Source organism: Desulfosarcina widdelii, assembly GCF_009688965.1.
Taxonomy (GTDB): Bacteria; Desulfobacterota; Desulfobacteria; order Desulfobacterales; family Desulfosarcinaceae; genus Desulfosarcina; species Desulfosarcina widdelii.
Genome location: NZ_AP021875.1, coordinates 2,221,741 through 2,237,130, shown reverse-complemented (window position 1 = coordinate 2,237,130; position 15,390 = coordinate 2,221,741). Strand labels below are relative to the sequence as shown.

The window sequence follows — 15,390 nt, the reverse complement described above, 5'->3', positions numbered from 1 at the left end:
CAAACGTACGGATTTCGTGACGCTCCATGGAAACTCCTCGCAGAAAATTTATCCATTTTCTGGTCAGTGCCGTTGTTTCCGGAACTTTTTTCGGATTGCTGAAAAGCGGCAATGCCAAGACGCTGCCCAGACCGCCGGCATCCCTGATCGAAGGCGAATTTTTGAAGAACTGCGCCCGGTGCTACCGCTGCATCGACGCCTGCCCGACCAATGCGCTCCGACCGGCTTCGATTCTGGAGGGACTCGCTAACTTCGGTACACCGGTGCTCGATCCGAGCCGTTGTATTTTTTGTATGGAATGCGTCCGGGCATGTCCCACGAGTGCCATTGCCAAAGTTCCAAAGGAAGAAGTCGATATAGGCGTCGCCGTCATCGACAAGGATGTCTGCCTGGCCTGGCAGAAGAAGAAACGCTGTAAGGACTGCTACCGGGTTTGTGAGGCCAAGGCGATCAAATTGGAAAAACGTCGGTATCCGGTAGTCATTGCCGACCGCTGCAACGGCTGCGGCGCCTGTGTGCGCCGCTGTCCCACCAAGCCGCTGTCGGTGCAAGTGGTTTATGAGGACGCGAAGCGCTACCCGGCCCCGCAAAGACGGGTTGCCATGCGTCCGGAGAACCGGCTTGGCCCCTATGAGTTCGAACAGGACGATTTTACAACCTGGTTCGGCAAGCGTCTGAAAAAAATTGCCCAAAACCATGGTGTGGGCGGTAAAGAGGATGCGGATCAATGAACCTGCCCCTTCAAACCGGTGAAGTCGAGGATTCCATCCTGGTGGTTGGCGGAGGGGTTGCTGGCATCAGCGCTGCCCTTGACCTGGCACGGGCCGGCCGGAATGTTCACCTGGTGGAGCGCAACGGCGAACTGGGCGGCTGGACGGTACGTCTCGATAAACTCTACCCCACAGATCACTGTGGCTTCTGCCCGGTCTGGTCCGAGGTTCGTCTCTGCCAGCGCCATCCCCGGATAACCGTTCACACCTGGACCACTGTCGTGGAACTGGAATCCGGTGACGGTTTCCGGACCGCGGTGCTTCATCAGACACCCAATGCCATTGATCCGGATAGCTGCATTTGCTGCGGGCGGTGTGCTCCGGTATGCCAAAACGATGCGGTGGCATTGACCGACCCACACATTTATCCGCCAGCCTTTCGGATCGACGCTGCGCGCTGCAACAACTGCGGTCTTTGTATCGTCGCCTGTCCCACTGGCGCCATCGATCTGCATCGACAATCTGAGGGGTTACGGATTCGGGTTCAAGGGGTGGTATGGGCCACGGGTTTCGAGGTAGCCGCTTTATCAAATGCTCCGGAATTGGGGCCCGGCAGCCACCCGGACATCATGGATGCCCTGGCTTTTGAAAACTGGATCGCCGAGGCCGGTCCCAACCAAGGCCGGGTCCGTTGTCACGACGGACGGCCAGCCGCGCAGGTGGCGTTCATCCAGTGTGCCGGCGCGCGCGATCGGCGGTCGCAGCCTCAATGCAGTGCGGTCTGCTGCATGCATGCCCTCAAACAAGCCCGCTGGGTCCGGCGCCGCAATGGCGATGTCCGGTGCGTGATTTTTTATACCGATATGCGTACCGAGGGACGCGGCTACGAAACTTATTTCCGTAATAAAGCGCTGACCGAAGGCATCCAAATGATCCGCGCCCGACCGGGGCTGGTTTACCCCCTTCCCGGTGGCGACGGGATCGCCGTGAAATACGAAAACACACTTATGCAGACGCCGGCCATGGAACGGTTCGATCTGGTGGTGCTCAACGGCGGTCTGCGACCCGTTTGCCCCGAAATTGCACAAGCTACTGGCGTTTCGACTGGCAGTTTCGTGGAAGAGGGCGCCCGGAATGTTCTAAGCTGCGGTTTCTGCAAGGTTCCTGCTGATGTGGAGATGGCCGCCATACAAGGATCGGCAGTGGCCATGGAGATGCTAACGGAGGTGCTCCGATGACCTTTGTCGATACCGTTGCATGCCTGCTGTGTCGCTGCCTTGGAGAAATCGATGGCGTGGTGGACTTCGATCGGCTGCAACTGCAGCTGGCCGATGACGGTAGGGTGGACAGCGTAGAAGTCTGTGACGCCCTGTGCCTCGGCGATTCGCTGGTAAACCTGGCTCGAAAAATGGGAGCCGATAACGGGTCAAGGATCCTGATTGCTGGATGTTCGGCCCTGGCCCGGGGCGATGAATTGGTTGACCGCCTCGCCGCCCACGGAATTGATCCGGGAAGAGTGAAGATCACCGATATTCGCGAGGGGTGCGCCTGGATTCACGCGGATCAGCCGAAAGAAGCAACTGCCAAAGCTGCAGACCTGGTCCACATGGGAATTGCCGCGCTACGTCATCGCCAGACCTCTCCGGAGGTGGAAATCGAGATCTATCCCCGCGTGTTGGTCATCGGTAGCGGACCGGCCGGAATGGCCGCTGCCGTCGCTCTGGGAAGTTACGGTGTTCCGGTAGCGATAGTGGAATCCACCGGAAAACTGGGCGGCATGCTCAACTATCTTTCGCGGGTGGCGCCGGGGGATCGGACCACGGAGGAGATCCAGGAACCGATGATTGAAGTGATTCGGACGGATCCCAACATCCAAGTACATCTCGGCACCAGGGTGGACAAAATCAAAGGCAGCGCCGGGAACTTCGAGGTCTTTCTCTCTGGAAAGAACGGAGAGACACGTCTTGAAACCGGAGCCATCATCGTGGCAACCGGCGCAAAGCCTGTATTGCCCCGTGGAATGTACCGCTACGGAGAGCTGGCCGGTGTGATCAGCGGCATTGAAATGGAGAAGATATTCAAGGACAGTATACCGGCCGGGGACACCGTATTCATCCAGTGTGTGGCCGTCAGAAATCAGGCTCGTCCATACTGCTCCGCTGTCTGCTGTCCGGCATCCCTTAAAAACGCCATCCGTCTTAAAGAATCCGATAACAAAGTAGACGTGACCATCCTTCACCGCGACGTCATGAGCCCCGGCCGTCACCTAGAGGCGTTGTACCGCCGTGCGACGGCAGCCGGAGTAGGGTTCATCCGCTTTGATCCGGATGACCCACCCCGGGTTGAAGGCAACGACAAGGTCGCTGGAGTAAGGGTTGCAGATGCCCTGTCCGGCCAGGAACGCTTGATTGAAGCGGAGCGCGTGGTGCTCGCCACGCCTCTGGAGCCGCGGGAAAATCGTGCTATTCCACTCTCGGCGGACAACCACGGTTTTTACACGGTTCAGTCCTTTCTGCACACGGTTGAAACCACAGTTCCGGGTCTGTTTGTCTGCGGGTCCGCACGCTGGCCGGTGATGGTTGATGGCGCCCTTACCCAGGGCCGGGCTGCGGCGGCCAAAGCGCTGGATCTGGTTTCACGTCCAAAGTACAGGGCTGCCGGGCTGATCGGGTTTCAGGGCACCCGTTTTGCCTGTGCGCAGGTGTCCCAAAAGACCTGCACGGGCTGCGGTAATTGCATGGCGGCCTGCCCCTTTGACGCTTGTCATTTAGAGAAAACGAAAGAGGGTTTGCGGGCTGTGGTAAATCCGGTGCGCTGCATGGGGTGCGGCAGCTGTGCAGCGGTCTGTCCCAATCAGAGTGCCGCGCTGCCTGAAATGGCATCCATCTCGATGGCACGTATCGTTGAGAACGCCTTTGCCGGCAGGCCGCTTCGATGCCGTTGCGCGGATACCCAAGGGAGTGCTGCCAACCAATGAAAGCCTGTATCACAGAAAAAACGCTGCAGGAACGAACGCGGGGTACCGCCAGTCCCAAAATTCTGGTTTTTTCCTGCCGGTGGTGTTCCGGGATCGGTGCGGACGATGCCGGACGGAAGCGGCTGTTGATGCCGGTGGGCTTTCGCTGCGTTGAGGTGGAATGCATTGCATCCATTGATCCGGACATCATCCTCAAGGCTTTTTCGGAAGGGGCGGAAGGAGTGGCGGTTTTCGGCTGTCATCTGGGCGGCTGCCGTTATAACCGGGCCAACCATGCCGCCGCCAAACGCATGGCGATGGCAGCCACCCTACTTGAAACGGTGGGAATCGGTGCGGGAAGGTTGTTGACCAGCTTTGGTACCGCCCATGAAGGGTACCAGTTCGCCGAACTGATGCGACGCTTTTCACAGCGAATAGAGATACTGCCCGCCCTTACGCGGAGGGTGTCGGATGCCAAGGGCGTCGTGATTGGAGGTTGTGTGGATGACGCTTGATACGGTCCGCAAGATTGCCAGAAACCTACTGGAACGGAACACGGTAAAAGGGGTTCTGGGCTTGGCCGCCGATGATGCCGGCGTAATACCGCGGGTCTTCGATACCCCCGACGCGGTTGGTATACTGGTGCTGGAGCCCAAATGGGTCCTGGCCAAAATTGCGGTGACTGTAATGGCCCGGGAATCGGATGACTACCGGTTGGCGGTAGTGTGCCGAGGATGTGACGAACGCGCCCTGATCGAACTGGGCAAGCGCAACCGAATCGATCCCGGGCGTCTGCACCTGATCGGCGTAGCCTGCTCGGAAGCCCAGGCGAAACAATGCCTCTGCCAGCGTCCCTGGCCGTCTCGAGTGGATGCGGGCGAAAAGGCGGTGGGCGTAGATTTGTCACAGAGCGAAACGGTTCGCCAATACCTGGGGGCGGACCGCCCGGTCCGTTTGGAAAGATGGCGGGAGGCGTTTTCTCGGTGCATCAAGTGTTACGGCTGCCGGAATGCCTGCCCGGTTTGCATCTGCGATACCTGTAAACTCGAGCAGGACGTGTGGGTAAAGCGGGGCGAAATCGCGCCGGATATGCTCACCTTCCATCTGATGCGGTCCATGCACGTCGCCGATGCCTGCGTGGCTTGTGGGGCCTGCGAGGATGCCTGCCCGGTGGGTATCCCTCTGATGTTGCTGCAGCTTCCCATGCGAAACGCGTTGCGCCGAAGTTATAACTACGAGGCGGGGACAGAGCGGGAACGGTTATCGCCGCTACTTTCCAACTATATAGATGAGCCATCGCACGGAATTTCCATTCCCGACTGGACCGATTCCCTTGAGGAAAAGCCATGGGACCTGATTTCGTAAAAACGATTTGCCCTTATTGCGGTACCGGCTGCGGTCTTATTTTGGCCGTTCGCAACGGCCAAGTGGTAGGTTGCTCTCCGGACCGGGGGCATCCCGTTTCCAAGGGCGCTTTGTGTATCAAAGGCTGGACGGCCAGGGAGTTTATTCATCACCCGGAGAGGTTGACCGCTCCCCTGTTGAAAAAGGACGGATGCTTCCATGAAATTTCCTGGGACGAGGCCATCGACTTACTGGTTACTCGGCTAAGAGAGACGGTCGATCGGTACGGTCCCCGGGCGGTGGGTGGTCTTTGTTCGGCCCGCTGTACCAACGAGGAGAATTACCTGTTTCAGAAGCTGATCCGTATCGGCCTTGGCTCCAATAACGTGGATCATTGTGCGCGCCTTTGCCACGGCCCCACAGTGGCGGCCATGGGCCACGCTCTGGGCAGCGGCGCCATGACCAATCCCATCGCGGATTTTGCCGGGACCAACTTCATCTTGGCCGTCGGATCCAATGCCGCCGAAACCTTTCCCGTTGCCATGGGTGAGCTGTACAGGGCCAGGGAAAAAGGAGCCCAACTGGTCGTCATAGATCCGCGGACCACGGAAATGGCAAAAAACGCCGATCTCCATTTACCGCTGCGGCCCGGAACCGACATTCCACTGCTCAGCGGCATGATGCATCATATCCTATCCAGCGGATTGGAAAACCGGGCGTTTATCGAGCAGCGAACTGAAGGGTTCTCCGAGCTGGCCGCATACTTGGACGACTGGCCGCCAGAGCGGGCCGCACAGATCTGCGGCGTGGCTCCAGAACTGATCCGCCATGTAGCCGAGGCGTATGCTCAGGCACCGTCGGCTATGATCATTTTCTGCATGGGAATCACCCAACATGCGTGCGGCACTGCCAACGTGTATGCGGTGTGTGATCTGGCGTTGCTGTGCGGTCAGGTGGGCAGGCCCCATGCCGGCATTTGCCCTCTGCGAGGACAGTGCAATGTCCAGGGAGCCTGCGATATGGGAGGGTTGCCGGATGTTCTGCCCGGATACCAGAAGGTTGAGGATGATTGGGTGCGAATGCGTTTTGAGGCGCATTGGGGCGCTGCTCTTCCGAAAGAAGCCGGCATGACCGTGACTGCGGCTATGGCCGCCGATGATAGCCCGATCCGGGCGGCTTATATCATGGGCGAGAATCCTGTGATGAGCGATCCCGATAGACGGCATACCATCGAATTCCTGGAGAACCTCGATTTTTTGGTGGTTCAGGATATCTTTCACACCGACACTACCCGTCTGGCCGACCTGGTACTACCAGCGGCCTGTTTTGCCGAGAAAGAGGGGACCTTTACCAACACAGAGAGAAGGGTGCAGCGTCTCCGGAAAGCGGTGCAAGCACCAGGCTCAGCCTTGGACGATTTAATGATTCTCTGTCGGGTGGGGCGGGCGATGGGCCTGGATTTTAACTATGCCGATAGCGCTGCGGTGATGGACGAGATCGCATCTCTAACGCCGTCGTATGGCGGAATCTCTTACAGGAGGCTGCAGTACAAGGGACTTCATTGGCCCTGCACGGATTTCGACCATCCAGGAACAGCGGTTTTGCACCAAAAGCGGTTTTCGCGGGGCCGAGGGCTGTTTGTGGTGCCCGAATACCGCCCCCCGCAGGAGGCGCCGGATGAGCACTATCCGCTGGTGCTCATCACCGGAAGAATGTTCTGTCATTACCATACCGGTACCATGACTCGACGTTCGCCGTCGCTTCACCGCGAGGTGGATAAGCCCTTTGTGGAGGTAAATCCAAAGGACGCGGAGCGCCGGGGTATTTGTGACGGGGATCGCATCCGGGTTGAAACGCGGCGCGGGGCTATATCGACTACGGCCCGGGTGGTTCCGAAGGTTGCCGAGGGGACCATATTCGCGGCTTTTCATTTCCACGAAGCGCCGGCCGATGCGTTGACCAACAATGCGCTGGATCCGGTTTCCAACGTGCCGGAGTTCAAGGCCTGTGCAGTTGAAATTGCCAGAGAGGGCGCATGTCCGGATCGATAAAGGAGAAGATGGAAGCCATCCTGACGGCCTCGGGTGCCCGTGGATGCATAGAATGCGGCAAGTGTGTGGCGGTCTGCCCCATGGGCGAGATGTACCCCAATTTCGGATGGGAGATGTCTCCCCGCGGGATCATTCGCCGAGCAGTGACACAGGACGACCTGTATCAGGAACCGGTGATCTGGTGCTGCACCGGCTGCAATGCCGGCACCGAGGTTTGTCCTGAAGGGGTCAGTTGCAGGGATCTGATCCGGGGGCTGCGCTGCCTAGCCATAGAAATGGGGATACAGCAGCAGACCCGAAACTGCACGATTTGTGGCGCACCTTTTGTTTCCGGGCCGGTGGTAGCTTTCGTACGCGAGCGTCTGGGGCATCACACCAGGGATTACATGGACACCTGTCATTTGTGCCGGCAGCGCCAGTACGCACAAAGAAACGCCTGAATCCTGGTACCAGGCCATGTGCAACTCAAAACAGCGGGATCCTTATGCTGGATAGACAAAACAGATCCGAAACAACGATGACAATAGCCGACTTGCGGCCACATTCCCGGAAGACAAAGCCGCCCCGCCGGCCTCCGGTGATTTTGTTCGACCCGGCGCGATGCACGGGCTGCGGCGAATGTGAAACCGCCTGTGCCAACCGACATCCCTTGGACGCCACACCGGCGGCTGCAGCCATCCGTGTCCTGACGTCAGAGAAGGACGGAAAGAATTTTGTAATTTATTGCCAGCACTGCCAAGACCCTCTGTGCCTGGAGGTCTGCCCCACCCGCGCCATCCAAAAAGGCGAGGACGGAATCGTGCGCATCGACCGGCGCCTTTGCACGGACTGCGGTTTGTGTGCCCTTGCCTGTCCGGAAGCGGCGCCGTTAAAGGACCCGGTGACCGGCAGGATCGAAAAGTGCGATCTATGCAACGGCGACCCGGTATGCGTAAAACAGTGCCCGGAAAAGGCGCTGAAATTGACCCGGGGAAAGGCCTTGGGCTGGATCAAGCTCCTGCGCTGGCCCGTTCAAGCGCTATCCTTTTTCTTGCTAGTGATGGTTTTTATCGGTACCTTCTGCTATTTCCGGGCCGGTTCGGTCAGCCTGCAGTGTCCGGCCGGTTTTTTGCAGAACCTGGCTGCTTCCCGGACGCTGTGGCTGATTGGTCTCGGATCGGCAGCTGTTCTCATGGTGCTGACCCTTTTACTGGGGCGCGTATTTTGCGGTTGGATTTGTCCTTTCGGATTTTTTCTCGACCTGGTCGGCAAGGTGACGCCGAAGTTCGGGCTGCCCCGTTTTCTTAAAAGCCGCATGATCAAATATGGGGTATTGGCAGGGGCGGTGGGTACCAGTGCGGGTTTGGGATTTCAGCCTTTTTGCACGATCTGCCCCATTGGTAGCCTGTGCCGTTCCTATGGTCCCAACGGTGTTCTCAACGGCGCCCAAATGGCCTTCTTCCCGCTCGTTGCCGCCCTCGAAGTGGGCGAGCGCCGGAGCTGGTGCCGATACCTGTGTCCGGTGGGCGCCGTACTGGCCCTGGCGGCGCGTATCGGCCTGATCAAGATCGTGATCGGCGCTCGGCAGTGCAAAAAATTCTCCTGTATGCGATGCGCCGATATCTGCCCCACCGGAATTATCGACAGGGAGGCCCTGAGGCAAGGGGTGTCGCCGAAAATCCCAATGGCCGAGTGCATCATGTGCCTGCGTTGCGTGGACCAGTGCCCTTACGGAGGTGCAAAGATTCGCTTTCGATGGCAGAAGACGGCTCCCGAAGAAGTGGCCATACCAGATGCATGGGCTTATCCTTCGAAAAAAGAGGCTTGCACATGAGCCGGCAGGTATTGACGGACCGCTACCAGCGGCAGCTAAGTTACCTGCGGGTGTCAGTCACTGACCGCTGCAACTTGAGGTGCATCTATTGCGTTCCAGGAACTCCGGTGCCGCGGTTGAAGCACGAGGATATCCTGCGCTACGAAGAGATTCTGCGGGTCATGCGTGTGGGGATCGGGCTTGGCATCAACAAGGTGCGCGTCACCGGGGGTGAGCCGCTGGTGAGAAAAGGAATTACTGGTTTCCTCGAAAAACTGGCGGTAATGGAAGGGTTGCGTGACGTTTCCCTGACCACCAACGGGGTCAGGTTGGCAGAGCAGGTGCACGAGATCCGAAAGGCCGGCATCCAGCGTATCAACGTGAGCCTGGATACGCTTAACCCTGCAACATTCATGCGGATCACCCGACGCGACAGATTCCGGAAGGTCTGGGCCGGCATCATGGCAGCCCATCGGGCCGGTTTCGACCCAATCAAGATCAATGCGGTGGTTCTGGGCGGTATCAACGATAGCGAGGTAGTCGATCTGGCGCGTCTCACCTTCGACTATCCGTTTCATGTGCGTTTTATCGAATATATGCCGGTCGGCAATGTGGGGCCCGATTACAGCCGCCGGATTTTTCGGGACGAAATTCTGGAGCGGATCTACAGGCTCGGCACGCTCACACCCGTATCACGAAAGCCGTTAGACGGACCGGCTGAACGATACCGTCTGGCTGGTGCACAGGGAGAGATCGGGATCATAGGAGCCATCAGCCACAATTTCTGCAGCCAATGTAACCGATTGCGGCTGACCGCCAGGGGACGGTTGCGGACCTGTCTTCTTTCTGACGAGGAAATCGATCTCATCGGCCCCCTTCGCAAAGGATGCACAGACCGGGATCTGGAGGAGATATTTATCCAGGCTGCCCGCCGCAAGCAGGAACGGCATCATCTGAGCAACACCTTGACAGATAAGGTCAGCGACCGCATGTCCGCCATCGGCGGATAACCGGACTGACATCTTTAATCTGTATCTGTGGCAGTCAGCCGCAATTCTTAACCTTTCAACAGCCGATAGTACTACAAAGGGATCAACCGCTCTCCCAATCGAGATGGTGACTACGATCCCTAAGAAAGAGAAAAAGCAGCATTACCACGGATACGAACAGTGTCTCATACGACCTCCCAGCGATGTGCATAGCCTGTTGATCCGAGGCAACCGCAATTGACCCTGAAATCTTTGTTCCTTTTTCCAGTGTACAAAGCGAGGCGGTTCTTCTTTCGAGCCGAAGACCATTTCATTGAGGATGCTGGTACACGATCACATCTCAAGCGGTTATCTCAAAGGAAACCGGTTAAGAACCCAATGCTGGAGCCTTACTATGGATGAGGTATACTTCCCCTTAATTTAGAACAACGCCAAAAGGCTATCCTGCCACCGTCCATCAACAATTCATAACCACCAATTCCTTTCCCTTCATTTGCCTCCCTTTCGACACCGTGTACTTCAGACTGACAGGCCTGATTTTAAATTCCTTGAACACGTCCCGGATGTCCGGGTGGTCGTTGATACTCAGAATGAACTTACTTTTGATCCCGGCCAACACCTCTGCCATGAGCTGAAAATCCTCCAGTTTCAAATTGTGTGCGTAAAACGGCTTCTTATAATAAGGTGGATCGCAATAAAATAGCGTCCCGGGTTTGTCGTAGCGCCGGATAAAATCCTCCCAGGGCAGATGTTCGATGTTGACCTTCACCAAACGCAGATGCACTGCGGACAATTCCTCTTCCAGCCGCAACAAGTTGATCCGCGGGGCGTGCATCGGCGCCGTGCCGTACATCGGGGAGTTTGTGGAGCGACTGGCTCAACTGCAGTACGACTCGCCCGGCGGCATCACGGTGGATACGGCCCGACGGATGCTGGCGGTTTTAAAGTGCCTTGAGTCGGCGTTAATTGCGTTTTTAATCAAGATGAAATTGTAAGGAGGTATCCATGGGAAGAGTAAAACCGAACAATTTATATCCAATAAAAGACCTGTCGGCGGCCAATGCGGCTATGGCCGAAATTGCCGTGACCAAACGGGGGATCGCCGATCTGGAGAACTATATGAATGACCGTATCGACCGCATCAAAGCCGAGACAGAGGTCGAGGCGGCGCCGCTGCAGGCTCGTCTGGCTTCTATCGAGGGCGGGCTACTGGCTTTCGCCGAGCACAACAAGGCAGAATTGTTCAAAACCAAACGCTCTCGTGAATTGGACTTTGGCAGTCTCGGTTATCGACGGTCAAAGGAGCTGAAGCCAAAAACAAAAACCACCTGGAAAATGGTGTTGGGACGCATCAAGGAGATGGGCTTCGCTATGGCTCTGCGCGTCAAGGAGACTGTCAATCGTGAGGAATTGCATACATGGACTGATGAACGATTGGATCTGATCGGATGCCGCCGGGTGGAGAAGGATCAGTTTTGGTACGAGATCGACGAGAAGAAAATCGCCGACAAGTTGGGATAAGCGAAACGCCCCTCCGCGGGCGTCGTGGTCCGGTGGCGCGGATTGCCTGATGAGCAGCCAATTTTCTGGATACTGATGGCGGATGAGAAATAAAACCCAACGGCAGCGGGATTTAGCCAAGATCCATATCGCGAAAAAGCAATTGGGCCTGGATGATGACACCTACCGGGCCATGCTTTTCCAGGTGGCCGGTGTGTCCTCTCCGGCGAAGCTGACCGCCCTGGGGCGGGCGCGTGTGCTGGAGCACCTGCACCGTTCCGGTTTCAAGGCGGCGCGGCGGCGGCGATCCGGCGCACCCGGCAGCTATCCGGGCCGGCCTGGAAAGGTCGACCGTCATCTTCAGCTGCAGAAAATTGAGGCACTGCTCACCATTGGCGGAAAACCATGGAAATATGCCCACAAACTGGCACTTCGGATCTGCAAAACCGACCGCATCGAATGGGTGCCGGATCACAAATTATATAAGATCATCACGGCGCTGCGGAAACAGGCGCAGCGCGAAGGCTGGGACCTATCGGGAGAGATGTGACCATGGCCATTCATTGCGCAAAAATCGAGAACAGCGACCGGCTTCGGCGGGTTCACAGTTTGCTTTGCGACGGCGGCTGGCACGGGACACGGAAGATCATGCATTCCGCCGACGTGTGCGCGGTCAACACGGTAATCGCCGAACTGCGGGCCAACGGTTTCGAGATCGCGACCCGGTGTGGTGCCGGATGCCATATCCGGATCACCCCAAGGGTTGCCCGAACTACGGAAAAGCCGAAAAGTGTCCACCAAAAGCGCCGGCAGTCGGTGAATATTTCGATCTTTCAAGGACACTTTGGCTGATTCATTCCGAGTTCAACCTGGCCAACCATATCATCCGCATGGAAAAGAAGCATCCGGCATGGAGCCTCAAACAGTGCCGTTGCGTTCTATATTGGCAATCGTCCAGCCGGAAACAACTCAAAGAACGAATCAAGGAGGCTATGTCCACCATCGATGCGGACAGCTGGACGCTGATACCGGAAAAGGCGTTTCATGTTCGTGGTCATTGCCATTTCATGCTTCATGTGATAGCCTCCTTTTGTCAGTTCGTGTTCTACTCAGGCCGGGGTCGCCGCCCCGGCCACCTCTTTTTCATCACTGAAATACTTCTCCAGCAGGCCGTACTGCCCCGCCAGTTTTTTCGCAGAATTGTAAAATGTCATCGCGTTGATTCCATTCCGCCGGGCCTCGATCTCCAACGAACGTCGCTTTTTTTTCGTCCGGATCGTCTTGGCCTCTGCCATGAGTTCGTCATGCTTCATGGCCATCCGCATTCCCCGGTTCAGTCGCGTCTCGATGATGGCCGCCGCGATCTTCTCTTCAGGTACGTCCATATCCAGTTCTCTGACCACCTCCACCAGCACATCCTTGGGCAGATCCTTTACGGTAAGCTTTTTGCGATGCATCACAGCGCCTCCCGGAACGCCCGCATATCGAACATGGCGCCGGGGCAGGTCTTGCGCGATTCCACTTCACGGTGGCCAAGGACGTTGACCGCCGGTACCCGGAAAATCTGCTGTAAGGACCGTACCAGTTTCTTCGCAAGCCCGATCTGCAACGGTTTCGGCTCCGCCAGATCAAAGTCACCGACCACGCAGACTCCGATGGATTTCATGTTCATCCCGCCGGCCCGGCAATGGGCGCCGGGCACGGTGAGCATGCGGCCAACCAGGATGTCGTAGGCATCGTTCACCAGCTCGATCCCGTAGTGGTAGCCGATATCCGACCACCCGAGATATTGCGTGTGGTACCGGCGGATCGCCTGCCAGGAAACCGTACCGCTGTCGCTGGTGGCGCTGCAGTGGATGATGATATGCGTCGGTTTGAAATTCATATTGACTCTCCTTTGAGCGTTCAGCTTTTAGCTTCGAATTTTCCTGTCTCCAAAAAGATCTCGTAACGCTTCATCCAGGCCAGCTCCGCGTCGGTCAGATCGTTCCCATCGACCAGGTCCTGGGTGAGAAATTCGTATTTTTCCCAATCCGATGCTGGCAAGGTACGACGTCCCTGCTTGTCCGCCAATTGGATCACCGCTTCTGCCCGTTTCTCCTCGTCTTCGGTGATGGCGATGGGCTGCGGCCCCATCTCCCGCCGCCGTACATCCTCCACGGCCCGGGCCGCCTCTTCCAGCATGGGCGTGGCGTACTCCTCGGTGGATCGCGGCATCTCCACGATGTTGGCGATCTGCGTCTCCCGGTACCCCAGGATCTCCTCGGCGATGAATCGCGTTTTTGCTTCCCGTGCCAGCTTCTTGGCCTCGGCCGCCGCCTCCCGGATCACCCGTTTCTGGATCGCCTTGGCCTTGGCCGCGATCTCCGCCCGGTCGTGGCCGGTCTGCTCCGGGTTGATCGCCCGGCAAATGTAGGCCCCGTCCTGGGCGAACACATAGATGGTTCCGAAATCCGTGCGGTCCAGCAGCACCCGCACGGTTTCTCCCTCGTGGCCGGCCAGCTCCGGCGCGATGAAATAGGGGCCGTCGACCTTGACGCCTTTCTTGGTCACCTCCCGCAGGCCGCCGTTCGATGCCGCCGGGGAAAGCAGGATGTCCAGCGCCCGTTCGTCGCCGATCCGACGCACCGGACCGGTCCACTCGCGGGCCGCCTGGGAAGGCGTTTGCCCATCCAGGCCGCTATGCGGGTTGTGGTGGTACATGGCGCGGGTCCAGCGGTCGCAGATCGTCTGCAGTTCCTCAGAGGACAGGTTGATCTCCACCGGGTCGCTGCCCTGTTTCATGAGGCGCTGGGCGAATGTCCGCCGGGCTTCGATGGCCTTGCGGTCGGCCACGCTGTGCCCGATGTAGCCGGGCAGTAGTTCGACGATGGAGTGAGAGAAGGTTTTGAAAAACCGCTCGATGTGCGGCTTATTCTCGGGGGTGAAAGGTGGACAGAGCACCTGCCGGATCTCCAGGTCGTTGAAAACCCGCACCATATGCCTGGATACGTAGTCGCTTCCGTTGTCGGTTTTGGCGATTTCGGGCACACCCCAGTCCAGGATGGCCCGCCGGGTCAGCGCTGCCACCGCCTCGGCTTTGGACGAGGGCGAGACCAGCAGTTTGGCCCGCCGCGAGTAGACGTCGACAACCCCGATCAGGGTGTGGCGGCCGTCGGTCAGCATCACGTCCCCGGGAGTGGAGTCGTATTCCCACAACTGGTTGAGCCGCTCGACCTGTTCGTCCATATCGCCGAAGGCGAACATCGTGCGGTTTTTCCATTCATCGGGATTGGTGATGTAGAGTAGCAGGCTGGCGTTCTCGTCTTTCCAGCGTTTGGCGTAGCGCCGCACCGCCGATGTGCTGGGTATTGTCTGGCCGTCGAAGCGGGCCTCCAGCCCCTGCATGACCATCGCGATTGAGACATGGGGATGATCGATGATCATTCCCTGGACGAAGCGCTGCATGTGATCGGGCACCGACGTGGTGGATTTGCTCACGTACCCGCCGGCCAGTCCGGCCCGGCCCTGTTCATTATATGCCTTTTCCCAGCGGCACAGGGTGGACCAGGACAGGGCGATCTTGCCTTTGCGGCGCGGTATGGCGGACGCCATATCTTCGGGCATATTGACCGTGCCCGACTTGATCTCTTTTATATAAAGGAGAGTGCCCTTTTTCTTGGGCAGCCGGGTGGCTTCCAGGAATGCGTCGCGGGCCTGCAGTATGGCCAGCCGGGCGTCGGCCTCGTCCCGGCGCTCCTGAGGCAGGGCGTTGTATGCGGCCAGTCCGGCCTCCCGCGCCTCTCTGCGGGCTCTTTCCGCGGCCATTCGTTCGGCGTTCACGGCGATGCCGCGAGCGAAGCCTGCCGCCGTGCAGGCTGATGGGTCCTGGTGGATGGCGCAGCGAACGTCGTCGGGCAGCATAGACGCCAGAAACAACTGGCGCGGGCCGCCGCGGACGTTCTGGTAAACGGTGGGCCAGTTCTCCCTGTTGGCCCGCATTCTCACCATGCGCGGAGATCGGCCCAAATATTCAGCGATTTTATTGACTGTAAGGCAGTGATCCATT

17 protein-coding genes and 1 other RNA gene are annotated in these 15,390 nt (G+C 58.1%); 14 read left to right on the top strand and 4 right to left on the bottom strand.

Annotated elements, in window-relative coordinates; genetic code table 11:
• The first annotated feature begins 26 nt into the window (after window positions 1-26).
• The 9 genes from GN111_RS10495 (at window position 27) to moaA (ending at window position 9,863) form a co-directional block, all read left to right on the top strand.
• Entirely contained in the window at window positions 27-731 is a 705-nt protein-coding gene (locus GN111_RS10495; protein WP_155303715.1) for a 4Fe-4S dicluster domain-containing protein, read from the top strand.
• Entirely contained in the window at window positions 728-1,948 is a 1,221-nt protein-coding gene (locus GN111_RS10490; RefSeq protein WP_155303714.1) for an FAD-dependent oxidoreductase, read from the top strand. The genes GN111_RS10495 and GN111_RS10490 overlap by 4 nt, the downstream gene beginning before the upstream one ends.
• Entirely contained in the window at window positions 1,945-3,687 is a 1,743-nt protein-coding gene (locus GN111_RS10485) for a CoB--CoM heterodisulfide reductase iron-sulfur subunit A family protein (protein WP_155303713.1), read from the top strand. The genes GN111_RS10490 and GN111_RS10485 overlap by 4 nt, the downstream gene beginning before the upstream one ends.
• Complete coding sequence (locus GN111_RS10480) at window positions 3,684-4,181, top strand: hydrogenase iron-sulfur subunit (RefSeq protein ID WP_170302215.1); 498 nt, start codon at window positions 3,684-3,686, stop codon at window positions 4,179-4,181. Before GN111_RS10485 ends, GN111_RS10480 begins: the two co-directional genes overlap by 4 nt.
• Window positions 4,171-5,031: a 4Fe-4S dicluster domain-containing protein gene (locus tag GN111_RS10475; RefSeq protein WP_155303711.1), complete on the top strand. Its 861-nt coding sequence runs from the start codon at window positions 4,171-4,173 to the stop codon at window positions 5,029-5,031. The genes GN111_RS10480 and GN111_RS10475 overlap by 11 nt, the downstream gene beginning before the upstream one ends.
• On the top strand, window positions 5,013-7,061 hold the full coding sequence (gene fdhF, locus GN111_RS10470) for a formate dehydrogenase subunit alpha (RefSeq protein WP_155303710.1): 2,049 nt from the start codon (window positions 5,013-5,015) through the stop codon (window positions 7,059-7,061). Before GN111_RS10475 ends, fdhF begins: the two co-directional genes overlap by 19 nt.
• Entirely contained in the window at window positions 7,046-7,501 is a 456-nt protein-coding gene (locus GN111_RS10465; RefSeq protein WP_155303709.1) for a 4Fe-4S dicluster domain-containing protein, read from the top strand. Before fdhF ends, GN111_RS10465 begins: the two co-directional genes overlap by 16 nt.
• A gap of 77 nt (window positions 7,502-7,578) precedes the next feature.
• Window positions 7,579-8,874, top strand: coding sequence for a 4Fe-4S dicluster domain-containing protein (locus GN111_RS10460; RefSeq protein ID WP_170302214.1), 1,296 nt, complete (start codon window positions 7,579-7,581; stop codon window positions 8,872-8,874).
• A complete protein-coding gene (gene moaA / locus GN111_RS10455) occupies window positions 8,871-9,863 on the top strand; it encodes a GTP 3',8-cyclase MoaA (RefSeq protein ID WP_155303707.1) in 993 nt (330 codons plus the stop codon). The genes GN111_RS10460 and moaA overlap by 4 nt, the downstream gene beginning before the upstream one ends.
• A gap of 436 nt (window positions 9,864-10,299) precedes the next feature.
• On the opposite strand, the gene GN111_RS10450 is transcribed toward moaA, so the two are convergent.
• Window positions 10,300-10,626, bottom strand: a complete 327-nt coding sequence (locus GN111_RS10450; RefSeq protein ID WP_170302213.1) for a DNA adenine methylase — start codon at window positions 10,624-10,626, stop codon at window positions 10,300-10,302.
• Between GN111_RS10450 and GN111_RS33355 the strand changes: the two genes are divergently transcribed.
• From GN111_RS33355 to GN111_RS10430, 5 genes are all read left to right on the top strand, one after another.
• Window positions 10,598-10,837: a hypothetical protein gene (locus GN111_RS33355; protein WP_170302212.1), complete on the top strand. Its 240-nt coding sequence runs from the start codon at window positions 10,598-10,600 to the stop codon at window positions 10,835-10,837. The genes GN111_RS10450 and GN111_RS33355 overlap by 29 nt on opposite strands.
• A 10-nt stretch (window positions 10,838-10,847) precedes the next feature.
• Complete coding sequence (locus GN111_RS10445; RefSeq protein ID WP_155303705.1) at window positions 10,848-11,363, top strand: host-nuclease inhibitor Gam family protein; 516 nt, start codon at window positions 10,848-10,850, stop codon at window positions 11,361-11,363.
• Window positions 11,362-11,426, top strand: an RNA gene (locus GN111_RS10440) — hammerhead ribozyme type II. Before GN111_RS10445 ends, GN111_RS10440 begins: the two co-directional genes overlap by 2 nt.
• 19 nt (window positions 11,427-11,445) lie before the next feature.
• Window positions 11,446-11,892 carry a gp16 family protein gene (locus GN111_RS10435; RefSeq protein ID WP_155303704.1) on the top strand — a complete coding sequence of 149 codons (447 nt, stop codon included), beginning with the start codon at window positions 11,446-11,448 and terminating at the stop codon, window positions 11,890-11,892.
• A gap of 2 nt (window positions 11,893-11,894) precedes the next feature.
• A complete protein-coding gene (locus tag GN111_RS10430; RefSeq protein WP_155303703.1) occupies window positions 11,895-12,194 on the top strand; it encodes a hypothetical protein in 300 nt (99 codons plus the stop codon).
• Between the two features lie 257 nt (window positions 12,195-12,451).
• On the opposite strand, the gene GN111_RS10425 is transcribed toward GN111_RS10430, so the two are convergent.
• The 3 genes from GN111_RS10425 to GN111_RS10415 are packed head-to-tail and all read right to left on the bottom strand — an operon-like array spanning window position 12,452 to window position 15,389.
• Window positions 12,452-12,799: a hypothetical protein gene (locus tag GN111_RS10425; RefSeq protein WP_155303702.1), complete on the bottom strand. Its 348-nt coding sequence runs from the start codon at window positions 12,797-12,799 to the stop codon at window positions 12,452-12,454.
• A complete protein-coding gene (locus GN111_RS10420; RefSeq protein WP_155303701.1) occupies window positions 12,799-13,227 on the bottom strand; it encodes a peptidoglycan recognition protein family protein in 429 nt (142 codons plus the stop codon). Before GN111_RS10420 ends, GN111_RS10425 begins: the two co-directional genes overlap by 1 nt.
• A gap of 20 nt (window positions 13,228-13,247) precedes the next feature.
• Entirely contained in the window at window positions 13,248-15,389 is a 2,142-nt protein-coding gene (locus GN111_RS10415; protein WP_155303700.1) for a DDE-type integrase/transposase/recombinase, read from the bottom strand.
• Window position 15,390: the final 1 nt, after the last annotated feature.